We start from the raw sequence: 19,104 nt of genomic DNA on the forward strand, positions 1-19,104 counted from the left end.
CTCGTGAGTCGTCGTCGATGGGTCAACCGCGGGCGGGCGCAGGAGCGGGCGTCGACGCGGCCGGCGCGGTGCCGGCGGCGCGCAGCGGCGGCACGTCGCTGGCAATGGCCGCCGCCCCTGTTTGCGCGGCCTGCGCGGATGAAGCGGATGAAGCGGACGAAGCGGCCACCGGAGCCGCGGCGCGCACGGTCGACACGATCTTCACGGCTTCGCCGGCCGTGATCGCATCGCCCGGGTTGTCGATCACGCGATCGGTCGCCGCGAGCCCCGCGACGATCTCCACGCGCGTGCCGAAATCGCGCCCGATCTGCACGGTCTTCAGCACGGTTCGCCCGTTCGTACCGACGGTGGCGACCGTCACGCCGTTCGGGCGGAACAGCAGCGCACTGACCGGCAGGTCGAGCGCCGGCGCCGCGCTCGCCACGACGAGATGCGCCTGCGCGTACGCACCGGGCATCAGCGCGCCGTCGCGGTTGTCGACGTCGATCTCGACGCGCAGCGTGCGCGTGACGGGATCGATCGCGCCCGCGCTGCGCGCGACACGCGCGGCAAAGCGCCGCCCCGGATACTGAGGCGTCGTCAGGTAGACCGGCGTGCCGGTCGATACGCCGGTCGCGCTGTCCTGCGGCACGTCGACAAACACGCGCAGCGTGTCCGTCTGTTCGAGATGGAACAGTTCCCCGGACAGGCCCGGGCTGCCCGGCGTGCCGCCCGCGGTGACCAGCGTGCCGACGTCGACGCTGCGCGCGGTGATCACGCCGTCGAACGGCGCGGTGACGGACTCGTACGACACGAGTTCGGCAAGGTGCGCGACGTTCGCCTGCGCGGACGCGAGCATCGCGCGTTTCGCGTTCATGTCGGCGACCTTCGTGTCGGTGTCCTGCTGCGACACCGATTGCGTTTTCAGCATGTCCTGCCACCGCTGCGCGGTCGATTTCGCGTAGTCGTAGTTCGCCTGCGCGCTCGCTTCGTCGGCGCGCGCCTGGCGCAACTGCGCGTCGAGATCGGGCGCCGAGATCTGCGCGAGCGTCTGGCCGGCCTTCACGTGCGTGCCGAGATCGACGCTCCAGTGCGCGATGTAGCCGCTCGTGCGCGCGTAGATCGACGCGTCTGCATACGGCGCCACCGAACCGGGCAACGTCAGCGTCTGGTCGGCCGGCGCCGCGCCGGGCACGATGACCGACACCGGCAGCGCCTGTTGCTCGGCCACCTGTGCACGCTGTGCGGCGCGTGCATCGATACGCGGCACGATGCCGAGCGCGAGCAGCGCGGCGGCCAGCGCGATGGCCGCGACAGGCACGGCCAGCTTGCGGCCGCGGCGGGCCGGCGGGGTGTCGGGCGCGGCGGACGGCACGGCGGTGGCCGCGGTGGCCGATTCGGCGGCGGGCGGCGGGGCGACGGGTTCGATCGAGTCGTTCATGATGGGTCCGGGGTCGGGCGAATCGAAGGATGATGAGAAGGGGCGGCCGTCCGAGCTCAACGCAGCGCCGGCGCGTCGGGCGCGTGCTGCGTGCGCCGCGCGGCCGAGGCGTCGCGGCGCCGCGCGAGCCATGCGTGGACGAAGCCGAACAGCACCGGGACGAACAGCAGCGTCGAGAACGTGCCGAACGCGAGGCCGCCGATCACGGCGCGGCCGAGCGGCGCGTTCTGCTCGCCGCCGTCGCCGAGGCCGAGCGCCATCGGCAACATGCCGATCAGCATCGCGAGCGCGGTCATCACGACGGGCCGGAAGCGGCTGAAGCCGGCGTCGAGCGCCGCCTGCCACGGCGACGCGCCGCCCGCGAGCAGCTCGCGCGCCGCGTTCACGACGAGAATGCTGTTCGCGGTCGCGATGCCGATGCACAGGATCGTGCCGGTCAGCGCGGGCACCGACAGCGTGGTGCGCGTGACGAACAGCATCCACGCGATGCCGGCGAGCGATGCCGGCAGGCCGCCGACGATCACGAGCGGATCGAGCCACGACTGGAAATTGACGACCATCAGCAGGTAGACCAGCGAGATCGCGAGTGCGAGGCCGCCGAGCAGGCCCGCAAACGACTCGTGCATCGCCTGCACCTGGCCGCGCAGCACGATCGACGAGCCGGGCGGCAGCTGCGCGCGCGCGGCGTCGACGAGCTTCGTCACGTCGGCCGTGACGCCGCCGAGATCGCGCCCCTGCACCGACGCGAAGATGTCGAGCACCGGCTGCACGTTGTAGTGCGACACCACGGCCTGCTGCGTCGAGCGCGAGAACGTGCCGAGCGCGCCGAGCAGGTTCTGCGAGGGCGCGCCCGCGGCCGGGCCGCCAGCCGGCGTCTGCGGCGGGCGCGCGGTGCCGGCGGGCAGCGGCACGTTCGCGAGCGACTGCAGCGAATTCACCGTGTATTGCGGCGTCTGCACGAGCACCGGATAGCTGACGCCGTTGCGCGGATCGAGCCAGAAGTTCGGCGTCGTCTGCGAACTGCCGGACAGCGCGATCAGCAGATTTTGCGCGACGTCGCGCTGTTCGAGGCCGGCCTGGATCGCCTTCGTGCGGTCGACGTTCACGTCGATCGCCGGTTCGTCGCCGGGTTGCTGGATACGTGCGTCGACGAGCCCGCGCACGCCGCGCAGCTTCGCGAGCAGCGTATTCGCGACCGCGCGGTTCTGGTCGAGCTTGTTGCCGACGATCTGGATGTCGATCGGCGCGGGCAGCCCGAAATTGAGGATCTGGCTGACGATGTCGGCCGGCAGGAACGCGAACGTCACGCCGGGGAACGACTGCGCGAGCACGTTGCGCAGCCTGGCGACGTATGCGGCGGTCGACGCGTGGTTCGGCTTCAGCGTCACCAGCACGTCGGCGTCCTCGGTGCCGATCGGATCCGATGAATCGTACGTGAGGTTGATCCCGCTCACCGGCACGCCGATGTTGTCGAGCACGCCGGCGAGTTCGCCCGCCGGAATCACGCTGCGGATCTTCGCTTCGACCTCGTCGGTCAGCCGCGCGGTTTCCTCGATCCGCGTGCCGGTCGGCGCTCGCAGATGCAGGCGGATCTCGCCGGTGTCGACCGACGGGAAGAAGTCCTGCCCGGCGAACGCGTAGAGGCCCGTCGACGCGACGCATGCGAGCAGGAACGCGGCCGCGAAGCGGCGACGCCGCGCGATCGCCGCCGCGAGCAGCGCGCGATAGCGCAGCCGCACGGCTTCGAAGCGATGCTCGAACGCAGCCTGGAAACGCGCCAAATGCACGAGCGGCGCGAATACGCCGCGCGGCGGCCGGCCGTTTCCTGTTGCGCGCATCAGCGCCATCGCGAGGGTCGGCACCAGCGTGCGCGAGAAGAAGTACGACGCGATCATCGCGAAGATCACGGCCTCGGCCAGCGGCACGAACAGATAGCGCGCGACGCCCGTGAGCAGGAACATCGGCACGAACACGATGCAGATCGACAGCGTCGACACGAAGGTCGGCACCGCGATTTCTCCGGAGCCGGTCAGGATCGCGTCCTCGAGCGGCGCGCCGAGCTCGAGATGATGCGTGATGTTCTCGATCGCGACGGTCGCGTCGTCGACGAGGATCCCGACCGCGAGCGCGAGCCCGCCGAGCGTCATGATGTTGATGGTCTGGCCGAGCGCGGACAACGCGAGCAGCGACGTGAGCACCGCGAGCGGGATCGTGATCGCGATGATCAGCGTCGCGCGCCAGCTGCCGAGGAACAGCAGGATCATCAGCGCGGTCAGGCACGCGGCGATCAGCGCCTCGCGCACGACGCCCTGGACCGCCGCCTTCACGAACACCGACTGATCATCGAGCGGCGAAATGTGCAGCGCCTTCGGCAGCCCGGCCGCGATCTTCGGCAGCATCGCCTTCACCTGGTCGATGATCGTCAGCGTCGACGCGCTGCCGGTCTTCTCGACCGTCAGCAGCGCCGCGCGCTTGCCGTCCACCCGCACGATGTTGGTCTGCGGTGCGTAGCCGTCGCGAACGTGCGCGACGTCGCGCACGTACACGACATTGCCGCCGATCGTCTTCACCGGCAGATCGTTCAGCGCGGCGACCGTCTGCGTGCTGCCGTTCATCTGCACGTTGTATTCGTGCGTGCCGATCTTCGCGGTGCCGCCGGGCAGGATCAGGTTCTGCGCGTTGATCGCGTTCACGACGTCGATCGGCGCGAGCCCCTTCGCCTGCAGCGCGCGCGTATCGAGGTCGACGACGATCTGGCGGATCTTGCCGCCGAACGGCAGCGGCACCGCCGCGCCCTGGACGGTCGCGAGCTGCGTGCGGATGAAACTGTTGCCGAGGTCGTACAGCTGCTGCTCGGCGAGCGTGTCGCTCGACAGCCCGAGCTGCAGGATCGGCACCGTCGACGCGTTGTACGTGATGATGTTCGGCGGCAACGTGCCGGGCGGCAGGATGCGCAGGATCGACGCGGCATTGCTCGCGGCTTCCGCGATCGCGCGATTGATATCGGCGCCCGGGTGGAAGAAGATCTTCACGACCGACACGCCGTTCAGCGACTGCGACTCGATGTGCTCGATGTCGTCGACGTCGGACGTGAGCGCACGCTCGTAGTTCGACGTGATCCGCTTGGCCATGTCCTCCGCGGAGAAGCCGTTGTATGACCAGACGATGCTGACGACCGGAATGTCGATGCTCGGGAAGATGTCGGTCGGCGTGCGCAGCAGCGCAAGCGGTCCCGCGATGAAGATCAGCAGTGCGAGTACGACGAACGTGTAGGGCCTGCGTAACGCCAGCCGGACGATCCACATGATGGTGCTCCTCGAAGCAGGGCATGGATGCCGCGTGCGATGCGGCGAGCGTGCAGTCTGCCGGCGCGGCGTTGACCCGACCCTGACCCGAGGATTACGAAACCGTTATCTGTGCTGGCGCGCAGGTGCGAGTGTCCGACCGGACGGGCCGGCCCGTGACCGACATGCGGCCGCGATCAGATGACAAGACCGTAATCGAAGCCTCACCTTCCGGAAAGCGCGCGAATCGCAGAATGGACACAACTCTTCATCACATCGATGCGGAGCGGATGTCCGGCCTGATCTGCGGACGCGAACATGCCATCTTGAGAGGTGAACATCATGAACAACCTGATTCGTGCAGTCCTGCTGTCCTGTGCGCTGAGCGCACCGATCTTCGCATTTGCGCAAACCACCGACCATGCGGTCACGCGCGCCGACGTGCGCGCCGATCTCGTGCGGGTCGAGAAGGCCGGCTATAAGCCGGTCGGTAGCGATCCTTACTATCCAGCCGACATCCAGGCCGCGGAAGCGAAGATCGCCGCGCAGCCATCGCAATCGGTGGCTGCACGGCCGGGCGTCGCCGCAGAGACGACCGCGCAATCGCTCGCGTCGCTCGATACGGAGCAGACGTACGAGCATCACTGAGCCCGATTTTCAACTGCTATCCGCGGCCCGAAGGAAGCGGCCGCGGATTTCGAATGCGTCATCTGCCGGTCGGCGCCGTGCGCGCCGCGATCGTGAGTGAACGCGTCGGGCAGTACATCGCACGCACGGTCGTGCCGGCGGCGCATCTTCGGTGCACCCTCATCGAGTCTTTCCCGGGAGTTTCATCATGCATCCGACGCGCGCGAGGAAGAGCGACGGCAGCCGGTGCGGTGAATCAGCTTCCGGTTTACCGGTGTGTCATCCAGCAAGTAAAGCACTCGCTCGTGGAGCACTGCCGGCGATTTCGATACCCGAAGTGTTTCACGCCAGGTCAACACCGTGTCCAGATGCTCGTCATCCCGCAGCGGCCGATGCGCATTGAAATCGCTTTTCGGTGGCTTCGCGAAGCCTGTGTGGTAAGCAGCGGTGAAGGAGGGCGCTTCCGGTCGCACCACCGTTTACGCGTCGTTCAACCAGGGCATTTCAACGGGTGACACGACCAGTTGCCGGAATTCTCGCTTCAGATCGAAGATGAACCCGACCAGGATCATGGAGTCGGCGTAGGGAATCGGAAAGACCTGCGGATTCTCCGGCGTCCGCAGGGGCCGCTCTGGCGTGTCCGCTGTTGCTGCGGCGTTCTCGCGAACGCTTTCCAGGTCGTCAGCCATGGCCGGGCCACCGACTTTCAGCACACGGTTACGCAGCTCGCTGAAGGGTTCGATGCGCGCAGCGTCTTCGTGGTATTCGGGCACTTCATAAACGAACCAGGACATTGTCGTCTCCCATGAGAAGGGGCGCTATTCTAACGCTGCGCAAGGATCCACCAAAATCGGCCACGTTGTGCGACAGTCGGCTTGCAAGGCGTCTCCGGGTCTCAACTTTCAAGAACGCCTTGCGGGCGGTATCATTTGCGCTAAAATGAAGTATCAAATGATACTGAACGGGAGTCGCCATGTCACTCGTTACCCCTGAAGCCGTGGCTGCGGTCATGGGGCTGCGGCCGCTCCCGCATACGCTGGCGGAGCTGGAAGCGCTTGTGCGCGGCGGTCTGCCGAAGTCCGCGCTGCGCGCGGGCGTCGAACACGCGACGCAAGGCGCCGATGCTCGGCGCGCGCTGCTCGCCCGCATCATCCCCGAAGCGACCTACAAGCGCCGCCGCGATCGACTAACGCAAGACGAATCGGAGAAGACGGAGCGTCTGGCCCGGATCGTTGCAACGACCACCTACGTCTGGAACGACGAAGAGGACGCGCGGGAATTTTTGTCGACGCCACATCCTGAACTTGAGGGACGGGCGCCGCTCGATGTCGCGCTGACCGAGCTCGGTGCGCGCCGGGTTGAAGAGTTGCTCTGGAAACTGTTCTACGGGCTACCGGCATGAAGTTGTTTCGCATCGGTGACACGCGACACACGATCTGGAGCGGCACCGGCGCGATGCTGATCGGTGGCCGCTTTAATAGTCCGGGCCGGCCTGTCATCTACGCGGCGTCGACCTTCGCGGGTGCGATGCTCGAGGTGCTCGTGCATGCACGCATCGGCAAGGTGCCGAAAACCCACGGATGGGTCGAAGCAACCGTTCCCGACGACGTCAGCGTCGAACGCCATACGGCAGAAACGTTGCCGAGAGGATGGGGTGCGGCGGCACTGCAGGCAGCACGGCAGTTCGGCGACGAATGGATGGCAGAATCGCGTACAGCACTCCTGATCGTCCCTTCCGTCGTCGTCCGTGCAGAGTTCAACGTGCTCGTGAATCTGGCGCATCCTGACACCGCGCGGATCATCGTGACGGATCCACAACCGGTCGTGTGGGACGAGCGACTTTTTGCCATACCGCCAGTTGGCCGGTCATAAATGCTTGATGGTGGTCTGCTAACCAGCCTTCGAAGCGTCGGTTGCTCGCTCGTACCGCGACGCACGGTTGGAAGCCGATGTGGGAACCCATTCCGAAGCTTAAGCGAGTCGACATCGAAGCGTATGGCTTCGGGCTCACGATTGACGGTGTCGGCGTACCGCTTATTGCACGAATGCGTAGAGCCGCGAAAGATGTGCTGTCGGTCAAGATGCCGGAGCGGGATCCTCGGCAGATGAGTTTTCTCTAAACGTCAATTTCAACCTCGCCGTCGACGTATGGCCGCTTATCCTTGCAGGGGCAAGGTGGCCGAACTCGTTCCTGTGCAGGGGCGGTTGGGGGGCGACTCCTACCCCCTCAATCGCAGCTAGAGCGGGCTACACCGGTAAAGTGCATGGAAATCCAAGGGCCCCGTGTTGTGCCGCACAATACTTTCCGGTATCATTCACGCCCCCCACAAGCTGCGCATACGGATTTCGAGCGAGGCGTCCCGGCCTCGACCATCTTTGCGTATCACGATTCCGTTCGCATCCCGGCAGGCAACCCATTCTGGCGTCATGCTCGCGACGATCGTCGGCTCATCTGTCGAGGAGCATGTATTGGCAATTTCTGATCGGAACGATTCCACATCCCCTGAAATCACAGCCACGGCAAAAGCCGGCCGCCGTGTGTCAAAGGGAAAGCCCCAGGCCCTGACGCCGACGGACATCGCGTCACTGGCACGCCAGAATGAGGAGCGCCAGCACCAGATGCGCGCGTTGATCGCGCTCGGTCGCGAGCGCGGCTATCTCACCCACGCGGACATCAACGACCACCTGCCCGACAACTTTGCTCAAACGGCGGCGATGGATACCATCGTCAGCACGTTCAGCGACATGGGCGTGGCCGTGTACGAACAAGCGCCGGACGCCGAAGCGCTCCTGCTCACCGACGCTGCGCCGGCCGTGGCATCCGACGATCAGGCGGACGAGGAGGCGGAAGCTGCGCTATCGACCGTCGATTCCGAATTCGGCCGCACCACGGATCCGGTTCGGATGTACATGCGTGAGATGGGGGCCAGCGAACTGCTGACCCGCGCCGGTGAAATCGAGGTCGCGAAACGGATCGAAGATGGTCTACAGGACATGATTCAAGCGATTGCCGCGTGTCCGTCAATCGTGTCCACGATTCTTGCCGATGTCGACCGCATCGTGGCAGGCGAACTCCGCATCGACGAACTGGTCGATGGCATCAGTGTCGACGCCGATGAAAGCGAAATGACGCCGGAGTCCCAAGAAGAGGATGCGGAAGCACTCGCCGCCGACGATGATTCGGACGAAGACGACGTCGAAACGGATGCCGGGGATTCGGAGAAGGCGAACGCGGCGCGCCTCGAAGAACTCACGAACGACAGTCTTGCGATTTTCGCACGCGTGCGTGCACTGTTCGAGCAGTTGCCGGATGTGCCTGTCACTGGCGGTGCCCGTTCCGCAGCCGCTGCGCAAGTGCGCATGGCGATCCAGTGTGAGCTCGCGCCGATCCGCTTTACCGCCAAGACCATCGACCGCCTGTGCGCAATTGTCCATGGGCAAGTGACTGAGGTTCGCGCGATCGAGCGCAGTATCCTGGCGATTGCTGTCGACCGTTGCGGCATGCCGCGCGACGCGTTTGTCGACTCGTTCCCGGGCCACGAGACCGATCTTGAATGGACGACCCGAGCGGCGGCGACCTCGCAGCAGTTTGGCGCGGCGCTCGAGCGGCATCAGCCGGCGATTCAGGCGGCGCAGCAGAAACTCGTCGACATCGAGTCCCGGGTCTCGTTGCCGCTCCAGCAGCTCAAGCAGATCAACCGCCAGATGAGTGCCGCGGAACTGAAAATGCGGCAGGCCAAGCGCGAGATGATCGAGGCGAACCTTCGTCTTGTCATTTCAATCGCCAAGAAATACGTGAACCGCGGCATGCAGTTCCTGGATTTGATCCAGGAGGGCAATATCGGCCTGATGAAGGCCGTGGACAAGTTCGAATACCGGCGCGGCTGGAAGTTCTCGACCTACGCGACTTGGTGGGTCCGCCAGGCTGTCACGCGTGCGCTCGCCGATCAGGCGCGGACCATTCGCGTGCCGGTCCACATGATCGAGACGATCAACAAGCTGAATCGGATATCGCGCGAAATCTTGCAACAGACAGGGCAGGAAGCGCATCCCGCAGTGCTGGCAAAGCGCATGGAGATGTCCGAGGAGAAAGTGCTCGGTATCCTCAAGATCGCCAAGCAACCTGTCTCGCTCGAAACCCCGGTGGGTGACGACGCCGATGCAACACTCGGCGACATGATCGAGGATGTCTCGGCGAGTTCACCGGCCGAGGCGGCGATTCACGCGAACATGCGCGCGGCGATCGACGAGGCACTCGCCGGGTTGTCGCCGCGCGAAGCCAAGGTTCTGCGGATGCGATTCGGGCTCGACACAAACTCCGATCACACGCTTGAAGAGGTCGGCAAGCAGTTCGACGTGACCCGCGAGCGGATCCGTCAGATTGAGAGCAAGGCGATGCGCAAGCTGATGCATCCCAGCCGTGCAGACAAGCTCAGGCCCTTTCTTGAGCGCTGAGGCCATTTCGTCTTTCACCCTCGAACTCACTTCGCTGGCCGGAACAAGTCGGCAGGCGGCATGCCCGGCGAGATTTGCTGCTACGTCGCCCTCGGGAAATTCAGGCAACGTGCCTCCGAAAACTGAAAAAACGAACCCGATTGACACGGGGCGTCATATCAGCCGCCAAGGCACGGTTGCCCCGGCGCGCGCGTTCGACATCGAACCGCGTGGCGGGCAACGCGCCGGGTGTGAATCCGCGCGCACGGCGCCGCACGCGGCTTCGCTCGCCGTTACGCCGGGTTGCCGCTGCCGCCGGTGCCGCCGGTGGGCTTGCCAGCTGCCTTGCCGGCGTCACCCACCTTGCCGAGCAACGTCGCAGACGGCTGGCCGTTTCCTCCGAGCGCACCCTTCGATTTCAGCGCTTCGAGGTCCGAATCCTGGCCGGTCTGGCCTGGCTTGAACGGCGTCGTCAGGAACGCGGACGTCGACAGCGTGACGCCGGTTTCGTTCTTGATGGTCTGGGCAACCCCATTCGCCGCAGCCGCAACGACAGCGGGGTTCGTCAACGCGCTTTGATACGTCGGATTGGACGCGAGGCCCGACAGCAGCCCGTTCAGGTCCGTGCCCAGTTGCCCCGCCAGATAGGTCAGCAGCAGTTCGGTCAACGGCGTCACGTTGAACGTGCCGCCGCCGCTCGCGAACGAGTGCAGCGTGGTCGTCCCGTTCGTGCCGGTGATCGCGCACGGCCCCGCGAGCACAAACGTGACCGAGAAAGCGCCGTTCGCGTCGGCCGTGCCCGAACCGTTGCCGGTCGCGCACACGATCGTGATCGCCGCGTTCGCCATCGCTGCGCCGGTCGCGGCCGTGCCGTTGATCGTGGCCGACGACGCATTCGAAGGCGTCGTGCTCGGACTGTCGTCACCTCCGCCACAGGCCGCGAGCGTACCCGCGAGCGCAAACGTGCCGACTTGCAATGCCCTCAGTGCCGCTTTCTTCATGGTCTTCATTGATTTTCTCCGTTAGATCAACCCGATTTTCCCGAGGACTCTCCGGTCCCTCGATCATTGAATGCTTGCCTCGCGCGCGGCCGACGGCTGCACGCCGTCAGCCGGCAGCGCCGCCTCCGTCGCGGGCGGCGCCACGCCGGCGGAATGCGCGTAGCGCTTGTAGGCATCGCGCATCCGGTAAAGCTGCGTCGCGAAGTACTCGGCGCTGAAGCGCCCCTGGTTGAGCAGGAACTGTTGCGCGTTGTAGGCAAAGTCGAGATTCTCGGCGCCGTCTTGCGCGAGATAGTTCGACGATCCGACACGCGTGCGGAAATTGAGCGAGAACTGCTCGGGCCCGTTGATCTGCACGATCCCCGGCTTCATGCCCTGGCGCGGCGTCAACGGGAAACTGACCGACGCGCCGACGAACGAGCCGTGGCCGCTATGCCATCCCTGCACGCTGAACGACACGTCGTCGAACCAGCGCGTCAACGTGATCAGCGGGCCCTTGTCGCCACCGACATAGCGCGCGACGCCTGCCTCGATCCACATCTTCCATGCGGGCTCGACCCACCGGTACGTGAGCAGCGCGTTCTTCTCCGCCGGCAGCGCATCCTTGCCCGGCTCGTGATGCAGATAAGCGAGCTTCAGCCGCACCATGTCGGGACGGCCCGGTACGAACGCGGTCGTCTCGTTCTCGACGCCCAGGTACTGGAGGTCGAACTTGCCGAGCGCGGTCACGTTGAAAACGCGCGGCGCAATCCAGAAGCTCTGCACGAGCGCAACGGTCGACAGCCCGCCGCGCAAGCGGTATTGGTCGTAGACGCGGCCGTTGTCCATGTTCTTGCTGTTCGCAATCGGCACGATCACGCTCGAATACAGTTCCGCGCCGCGCCACAGCGGCACGAAGCCCTGGATTTTCGCGCCCACGGAGTAGTCGAAGTTGCCGTACTCAGTGCCGTAGAGGTAGTGCGTGACCGGCGCGACCTGGATCCGTACGAGCCCGTGCGCGCGGGCGTTACCTACCCACGCAATCGAATCGGCATCGTGCGTCGGCCGCGTGCGCATCGACAGCGACGCGCCGGCGGCGGTCGACGCGCCACCCGCGACGAAGCGCGCGTAGTCCGCCCGATCGACGCTCAACTCGCCCACCGGCTCGTTCGCCTTCTTGATTACGATGCGCACGGTCTCGACGCCCTTCGGCGCGTACTCCGCCGCCGCGCCGAGCGCGATGCCCAGCGCGTCCGCCTCGTTCTGGTTGTAGCGGTGGTTTTCATATTCGACGACGAGATCCGCGCCCGCCATGCCGGCGCGCACGCGCTCGAGTCCGGCGTCCGTCAGCGCGCGCACGATCCTGTCGAGCGCCGCCGGGTCCGGCGCCGCGTCGACTGCCGGCGCGGCGGTCCGAACGAGATCCGGCGGCGTGTGAAGCGACGGCATGACTCGATCGTCGCGTGACGCATCCGCCGCCGCAGGCGTGGCAGGCTCGATCCGCGTGAATGCGCTGAGCGGCGCGAGCGCGGCCGCAGGTCGCAGCGTGTCGTCGTCCGCTGCGCGCACGTCGTCCGGCGCCGATGTGCCTGCCGCGACAACCGGCGCGTCGCTACACAAGCCGTCGCCGCAGCGCGCGGCATCGAACCGCCGGCCGAGCGGAATCTGCACGCCGATCGAGAACGACGTGCGCGGCGCGATCCCGTCCGTATGCCTGAGCGAGCGCATCACGGTGCCCACGAGGCTCGCGTCGGCCAGCCACTTGATCGGCGGCGATTGGAAGCGGATGCCCGCATAGGGCGTTTTCGAATCGTGCTCCGCCAGCAGCGACAGGCCCGTGTGCCACAGCCGAAGCTCGGCGCCGCCGAACACCCCGTCGAGCCGGTCGCCGTGCCCGTAGCCGACCGTCAGCGTCGCGGGCCCGAGCACTTGCGATACGACACCGTAGGTGGACCGGAAGTAATGCGTTTGCCCGCCAACGTCATTGATGCCGATCGCGATGTCCGGCTGGTACGTGAAGACCTTCGGAATCGAGACCTTTGCGTTCGCCATCAGATGTCGAAGCACGATGTGGTCGTAGCCCGGCACCGTCGTGCGTACGTCGCCTGGATAGTTCGCCAGACCGCCGGATATCTCCACGTGCGGAAACAGGCCGATCGCGCCCCAGACGATGTCCGAACTCGTCGTCTGCTTCCCGAACCGTGGATCGATGTAGTTGTTGTATTGCCCCTCGAATGTTCCTTCAGGCAGCGTGAATCCGTATGGAATCAATAGCCCGCCGGACTGCCCCAGCGATGTCAGCACGGGCGTGCCCGCCGCACCAGCCGGCAGGGAAAATGCCACCGCTGCCCCCAGGGCAATGGCCGCCGGCTTGTTCGTGGTCGCGTTCGCACGTAGCTTGATCGTCATCGGTCGTGTACTTGGTTGTTCGTATCGTGTGTGGCATCCGACATCGCCGAACGTCGACATGCACCGCCGCGGCACTGGCATCGCTCGTGGCCGTGAACGCTCATGCGGCGACGATGCGATCGAAGATCCCTCTCGATCCTCTACCCAACCCCGTCCCGCGGAACGGCGAAGTGCCCGCATCACCTGCGACGCACCGGTATGCATAACTCCGATCGCTGTCGCGCGCCGATCACATGGGACCGTGATCGACACATGGCACCGTGATCGACACATGGCAACGCCCCCCCCAACATCGCGCGCCCGTTAGCGATTTGGCGCGCCCACCGCGTCCTGCCGCGTGGACCGTTCCCCGAAGCGACTCGCTCGCGCAATCAAGCCCGGCGACCGCAATCGGCACCGGGTGTCGTCAATATCATTTCATTCGCATAACTTATAATTAGACCGACTTTCACCCCATGCTCATGCGTCCGGCGATCGGGCCGACGCCGTGCGGTACACGTCCGCGGGCAATCGTTTCATTCAGACGTGCGCTTCCCATGGGTTCGCATGTCTCGCTGCTGTATTACCGATCGTTACCTATATGCGAGTAAGTCTAGTGGAAACCGGAAGCGCAATCTGCGCCGGATTCTTGATCAAATCCGACAACTTGAGTCGACGGAAATAAGCATGCCCGGGCGCGCGAACGGGATCGCCTTTCGCTTGAACACCGGATAAACCAGTATTGAATCAATCGCTTGATGCGTGCGTGCGCACCTTGGAGCGGCTCGAACAGTACCTCGACGTGCTCGCGCGATTTGGCTATGGCGATCGCGCTTCAATCGTGGCTTTTCATCCGGGTTATGCCGCTGTGACGACCTGGTCACTGGACAAACGGTTGACCGTGGCAGGACCGTTAAATGACCGGGCCGCGGCACCGGACGTGGCGAGCCGGGCGGTGCGCGTCCACCGGCGCGCAAACGCGGAGTCGCTGGAGTACCTCGTCGACAGAATGCCGGCAAGGACCAGGGACGCGTTGAATCAGAGGCTGTTCGTCATGGACATGTGTCCGACGCTCGTGCGCTATGTCGTCGAAGAGCAGAGACTGAACGATGTCCGGTCACTGTATGACTGGGACTACGCGGAAGCCTGGGGCGATAAAGATTACGCGGGCTTCCGGACAATCGACGACGCCGAACGCGCGCTGATCGAAGATGCGTTTCGGCGTAAGAATCTCGCGGTGCTGGAGGGTAATCGGAAATGTCTCGATGACGTCGTCTCCGCGCACGTCCGCGCGGCCGTCCCAGCACCGATCGACCACACCGACGAAGGCTGGGAGGCGTATTGCGAAGCATGTCGCCAAACCGAGTGCCGTGAGCGTGACGCACTCTATCCGATTCTTCACGTCGTGCTCAATGAGACCGCAGGCATGCCGCTACGCAGCGTGCTGGAGGCGGCGACACAGGCGGGGCCGACTTTTCTGCGGCAATGTGATCGACAGGGCTTACGCTATGGGCTGACTCCGTTCTTCGTCTATTCGGAGATGCCGGCATATCTGGCGCAGTCACGCTTTTCTCGCTTATGGAGTCAATTATATTCGGAGGTGAAATTGCATTAATTTGAATAAAAATTTCAAATAGTCTATGGCGATGGGATATATCCTGAATCACCTTGAATCGGTCCAGCTCGCGCATCGTCATCGTGGTCACGGGGATTCTCCGAGGGCGAGTGGTTGTTGATCCGCGCACTTGCCGAGGGCCTCGAATGGTCGTACGGCTGGAGCCTGCCGGCCGTGCAGCGCCTCCGCTTCCTGCTGGACTTCGGCTATGCGACCGGCCTGCGCGCGAGCGAGCTGGTCGGCGCGACGCTCGGCGACATCCGCCGGGACGAGCACGGCGGTCAGTGGCTGCACGTGCTTGGCAAGGATGGCAAGCTCGGCAAGATGGCGCTACCGTCACTCGCTCGAACCGCGCTGGATCGATATCTCGTGCAGCGCGGGCTGCCGATCACGCTCGCACGCTGGGACCCGGCGACGCCGCTCGTTGCGAGCCTTGACGAGGATGGCGCGGGCATCGAACCCAGACGGCTCTGGCGCGTGCTGCGACGGTTCTTCATGCTGGTGGCCGATGCAATCCAGGACGATCGGCCGGCGACCGCCGAAAAGCTGCGCCGCGCGAGCCCGCACTGGATGCGGCACACCCACGCGTCGCACGCGCTGGCGCGTGGTGCTGAGCTGATCATGGTGCGCGACAACCTGCGGCACGCCTCGATCTCGACGACATCGACCTACCTGCACAGCGACGAGGTGCAGCGAGCCCGGCAAATCGATCAGGCGTTTCGCTCACGGGATTTCAAGCAGTAGGCCTGCTTATGGCACCTTAAGCATAAGCACAATAGATTTCATAACTTCAAGGCTTATGATAGAAAATTGCGCTTCCCGTGTTCATCCCCCCATGAGCGCGCCGGGTCCGGTCAGCCGCGCCGCCCGGGCGAGTGTCATTTCCCGGTGTTCTGGGCGCCGCGATTGAAGGCGACCGCCGGCCGCGCGCTGCCGGCTCCCCACGCCTCGGCCGGCCGCCCGACGTGCAGCGTATCGAGCAACTGTCCCATGCCGGCGAACACCCGGTAGGCGCTCGCGGCTTCCGCATACTGGCCGCCGATGTAATCGATGCGCGCGCTGTAATACTCGTTCTCGGCATTGAGCAGATCGAGCAGCGAGCGCTGTCCGATGCCGAACTGCAGCATGTACGCTTCGCGCGTCGACGCACTGGAATCGACGTACTGCTTGAGCACGACCATCCGGTCGCGCGCGGTGAGGTACGCGTTGTACGCATGCGAAACGCTTTCCTGGATCTCGAGGCGCGTGCGATTGCGTTCCTCTTCCGCTTCGCGGATCTGCGCGTGCGCTTCGCCGATGCGCGCCTTGTCGGCGCCCCCTTGGAACAGGTTGTAGCGAAGACGCAGCATCACGCGGCGGTCGTTGGTCGGGCCGAGCACGCCGTCGCGGTCGTGGCTCGCGCTGAGCTCCAGGTCGAGGCGCGGCCACAGCGCGGCCTTGGCGCCGTCGTACCGGGCGCGTGCCTGGGCCACGTCCGCCTCGGCGCCGGCGAGCGACGGGTGGTTCGCCAGCGCCGCGTCCAGCGCGAGGCGTTCGGTCGGCGGCAGCGCGCCTTCCGGCGCCACCGGCTTGACGAGCGCATCCGGGGCCGAGCCTACGAGACGGGCGTAAGCCACTTCGGCATCCTTCAGGCTGCTTTGCTCGGTGCGCAAGTTGTCCTGGGCCAGCGCCAGCCGGCTTTCCGCCTGGTAAAGGTCGGCGCGGCGCCCGACGCCGCGGTCGCTGCGCAGCTTGATCTGGTCGTGGATCCGGCGATGGGATTCGAGGTTGTCCTCGGCGGCGGCCGTCGTCTCCCGGCGGCGCAGCACCTCGAGATAGGCGCCCACCACGCGCAGCGCCACGTCCTCGGACGTGGAGGCGACGCGATTGGCGGACGAGTCGATGCGCGCCTGCTGACGCGCCACTTCGCTCCTGACCGCGAAGCCGTCGAACAGCATCTGCGACAACGTCACGTTGGCATTGCGATGCGTGAACGTGGTCCGGTTCAGGCCGAGCAGGCGGGTCTCCACATCGTCGCGCTGCTCCTTGCCGATCGACGCGTCGACGTCCACGCGCGGCCAGTAGCCGGCCCGCGCCTGCTTCAGGCCCTGATCGGCCGCTTCGCGGTTATACGTGGTGGCGCGGACTTCGGGGTTGGTTCTGATCGCTTGCTCGACTGCTTCCTGGAGACTTTGCGCGGCGGCGAGCGACGAGGCGGCGGCAAGCGCCGACGCGAGTGCGAGCACGGCTAGCAGCGGGTAGTTTCGGTTCATCGACTCGTTTTCCTGTCGCCTGACGGCTGCCAGCAAGCAGCACGGCTCAGGCACGATCGGATATTTCGCGATGCTCGGAATCATGCGGCCGGCGCAGCTCGCCGGAATCACGTTGCGCCTTCTGGCAGCTTAGTCCATTCGACGGATTTCCCGTGAAGATATTCGCGTCGGTGCGCTGCGCAGGATGCGTCGGACCTGCCGCCGCGAGCGACGGCGTGCTGCATTCGATCGCGCGTGCACGCGTCGCTCGCGGGGCGTTCCGGCCGGCTAGACCTCCTGGACGTGGGGCAGCGGCGGCGGGGTGTAAGTGACGACGGTGCCGCTGCCTTGATCGTGCGAAAGCTGGAAGCCGCCGGCCGACAGGTTGCCCTGCAGCGCAACCTGCGCCGTGTGGGCGCCGTCGCTGACGGTCAGCGTGCCGCCCGTTCCGGTGTCGTTGGCCGTGAAGCTGAGCGTCGTGTGGTCGTTGAACAGGACATCCGCGAGATCGAGCGTATCGGCCGCGCCGAAGCCGCTGACCGTGCCGGTGAAGCCGGCGGACTGGTCCAGCTTGAGCGTACCGGCGGCGCCGTCGGCGAACGTCGTGTTTTCCGCGGACGCGCCGCCGAACTCCAGGGTCGCGGTGCCGCTGATCGTCGCGCTGCCGGCGCCCGTCACGTCGCCGTGGATCGTCAGGTTGCCGTTGTTGGCCCACAGGTTGCCCGTGTTCGCTACGGCGCTGTCGAGCACGAGGCCGCCGCTGCCGGTTGCCTCGAGCGTGCCCGTATTGACGACGGCGTGGGCGCCCGTGTCGATCACGAGCGCGTTGGCGCCGCTGGCGACGATCGTCCCTTCGTTGACGAGCGTCAGCTGGCCGGCGCCGAGCTGGCCGGCCCCGGCGATCGTGTTGTCGACGTTGACGAGCGTCGCGTCCGGCGTGCTGCCGAAGATGACGTTGTGGCTGTCGTCCGACAGCGTCACGTGACCGCCGCCTTCCAGCGTCGCGCTCCTGACCAGCACCTCGAACCGGGTCAGGTCGCCCGTCGATCCGAGCGCGATCGTGCCCGTGTTGTCGATCGTGCCGCCGACGGGAAGCATCGCGCCGTCGTTGACCGTCATGACGCCGGCGTTGGTCGTGACCGCCTCTTGGTCGAACACGAAATTGTCGCTGGTGAGGTCGGTGGCGTGAACGCCCGCCACCGTGATGGTCGCGCCGTCGCCCAGTGCAATCACCGCGTTGCCGTTGGCGTCGTCCGTCATGTGGGCCTGGACGTCGCTGAAGCTCGTGATGCCGGTGAATCCGACGAGGTCGATCTTGTCGGCGGCGAGGTCGAGATTGTGCAGCGTGTCGTTGCCGATCGGCTGCGCGAACACGAACAGGTCGTGGCTGGCGGATCCCGTGAGCTGATCGTCGCCGGACCACGCGAAGATCGGCGCGTTGGCCGCGAACGCTTCGACGTTGTCGGCGACCGTGACGGCCTGGTGGCTGCCGTCCGCGGCGGTCCAGGTTTCGGTCACGGTGAGCACCGTGGCGCCCGTGAAGGACGCGGGCGGCGTGACGGTGAGTGCGCCGAGATCGTTCGTCGGGACGAGCCATGCGCCGTTGCCGAGGTTGGTGCCGGCGTTCAGCGTCCAGCCGGACGGGATGCCGGCGATCGTCACCGCGAGGTCGGACGCATGGCCGGACGGATCGGCCAGCGCCAGATTGATCTCGGATCCGGCGACGCCGGCGGGCGCCGTGTGCGTCGAGGATCGCGTGTTGCCTGCCGTGTCCCACTCGGTCACGGTGAGGGAGTCCTTGTTGAGGTTGAGGCTCTGTTGCGTGAAGGCCCAGGTACCGGCGCTTTGTTGCGTTGCGCTGTAGTCGGCGTTGGTGGTGTTGTCGTGGACCGTCACTTTCCAGACGTTCGACGTGTCGGTGTTGGCTGTGAGCGTGTTCCCGCTGTATTGCCACGACAGCGTGGACGGGGCGGTGGTGTCGAGCGTGAAATTGAAGCTGGTCGCGTTCGAGATGTTGCCTGCCACGTCGATCTGGCGGACCTGCACGTTGTTCGTGCCTTCGACGGCGCTGAAGCTGGTGTTCCAGTGCGCGCCGTTGTCGATGCTGTACTGCACGGTGGCACCG

Annotated in this window: 12 protein-coding genes and 2 pseudogenes; 6 read left to right on the forward strand and 8 right to left on the reverse strand. The window is 65.7% G+C overall.

Annotated features, from left to right (window positions below):
* Nucleotides 1–22 precede the first annotated feature (22 nt).
* Together U4012_RS24100 and U4012_RS24105 are read right to left on the reverse strand one after the other, a co-directional pair.
* Nucleotides 23–1,420, reverse strand: a complete 1,398-nt coding sequence (locus U4012_RS24100; protein WP_321801982.1) for an efflux RND transporter periplasmic adaptor subunit — start codon at nt 1,418–1,420, stop codon at nt 23–25.
* A gap of 56 nt (nt 1,421–1,476) precedes the next feature.
* Entirely contained in the window at nt 1,477–4,725 is a 3,249-nt protein-coding gene (locus U4012_RS24105) for an efflux RND transporter permease subunit (RefSeq protein WP_321801983.1), read from the reverse strand.
* Between the two features lie 321 nt (nt 4,726–5,046).
* Between U4012_RS24105 and U4012_RS24110 the strand changes: the two genes are divergently transcribed.
* Entirely contained in the window at nt 5,047–5,352 is a 306-nt protein-coding gene (locus U4012_RS24110) for a DUF4148 domain-containing protein (RefSeq protein ID WP_321801984.1), read from the forward strand.
* A gap of 227 nt (nt 5,353–5,579) precedes the next feature.
* On the opposite strand, the pseudogene U4012_RS24115 reads toward U4012_RS24110, so the two are convergent.
* Together U4012_RS24115 and U4012_RS24120 are read right to left on the reverse strand one after the other, a co-directional pair.
* A pseudogene (locus U4012_RS24115) lies at nt 5,580–5,792 on the reverse strand (ISNCY family transposase); the annotation flags it as partial.
* Between the two features lie 18 nt (nt 5,793–5,810).
* Complete coding sequence (locus U4012_RS24120; protein ID WP_044849157.1) at nt 5,811–6,125, reverse strand: hypothetical protein; 315 nt, start codon at nt 6,123–6,125, stop codon at nt 5,811–5,813.
* A gap of 179 nt (nt 6,126–6,304) precedes the next feature.
* Here U4012_RS24120 and U4012_RS24125 point away from each other — a divergent pair, with 179 nt between their 5' ends.
* The 3 genes from U4012_RS24125 to rpoD all read left to right on the forward strand — a co-directional run bounded on the left by U4012_RS24125 (nt 6,305) and on the right by rpoD (nt 9,786).
* Nucleotides 6,305–6,733 carry an antitoxin Xre/MbcA/ParS toxin-binding domain-containing protein gene (locus tag U4012_RS24125; RefSeq protein WP_124487254.1) on the forward strand — a complete coding sequence of 143 codons (429 nt, stop codon included), beginning with the start codon at nt 6,305–6,307 and terminating at the stop codon, nt 6,731–6,733.
* Nucleotides 6,730–7,203, forward strand: coding sequence for an RES family NAD+ phosphorylase (locus U4012_RS24130; RefSeq protein ID WP_321801985.1), 474 nt, complete (start codon nt 6,730–6,732; stop codon nt 7,201–7,203). Before U4012_RS24125 ends, U4012_RS24130 begins: the two co-directional genes overlap by 4 nt.
* A gap of 555 nt (nt 7,204–7,758) precedes the next feature.
* Nucleotides 7,759–9,786 carry an RNA polymerase sigma factor RpoD gene (gene rpoD, locus U4012_RS24135; RefSeq protein WP_260426236.1) on the forward strand — a complete coding sequence of 676 codons (2,028 nt, stop codon included), beginning with the start codon at nt 7,759–7,761 and terminating at the stop codon, nt 9,784–9,786.
* A gap of 272 nt (nt 9,787–10,058) precedes the next feature.
* On the opposite strand, the gene U4012_RS24140 is transcribed toward rpoD, so the two are convergent.
* Nucleotides 10,059–10,775, reverse strand: a complete 717-nt coding sequence (locus tag U4012_RS24140; RefSeq protein WP_321801986.1) for a carboxypeptidase regulatory-like domain-containing protein — start codon at nt 10,773–10,775, stop codon at nt 10,059–10,061.
* Between the two features lie 54 nt (nt 10,776–10,829).
* Entirely contained in the window at nt 10,830–13,154 is a 2,325-nt protein-coding gene (locus tag U4012_RS24145) for a YjbH domain-containing protein (RefSeq protein ID WP_321801987.1), read from the reverse strand.
* A 721-nt stretch (nt 13,155–13,875) separates the two neighbouring features.
* On the opposite strand from U4012_RS24145, the gene U4012_RS24150 reads away from it, so the two are divergent.
* Together U4012_RS24150 and U4012_RS24155 are read left to right on the forward strand one after the other, a co-directional pair.
* Entirely contained in the window at nt 13,876–14,748 is an 873-nt protein-coding gene (locus U4012_RS24150) for a hypothetical protein (protein WP_321801988.1), read from the forward strand.
* A gap of 87 nt (nt 14,749–14,835) precedes the next feature.
* Nucleotides 14,836–15,492, forward strand: a pseudogene (locus tag U4012_RS24155) (tyrosine-type recombinase/integrase); the annotation flags it as partial.
* A 134-nt stretch (nt 15,493–15,626) separates the two neighbouring features.
* On the opposite strand, the gene U4012_RS24160 reads toward U4012_RS24155, so the two are convergent.
* Both U4012_RS24160 and U4012_RS24165 read right to left on the reverse strand, forming a co-directional pair.
* Nucleotides 15,627–17,000 carry a TolC family outer membrane protein gene (locus tag U4012_RS24160; RefSeq protein WP_321801994.1) on the reverse strand — a complete coding sequence of 458 codons (1,374 nt, stop codon included), beginning with the start codon at nt 16,998–17,000 and terminating at the stop codon, nt 15,627–15,629.
* A 267-nt stretch (nt 17,001–17,267) separates the two neighbouring features.
* A partial coding sequence (locus U4012_RS24165) for a beta strand repeat-containing protein (RefSeq protein WP_415750400.1) occupies nt 17,268–19,104 on the reverse strand: 1,837 nt, incomplete at its 5' end.

The organism is Burkholderia sp. BCC1988 (genome assembly GCF_905339895.1).
Lineage (GTDB): Bacteria > Pseudomonadota > Gammaproteobacteria > Burkholderiales > Burkholderiaceae > Burkholderia.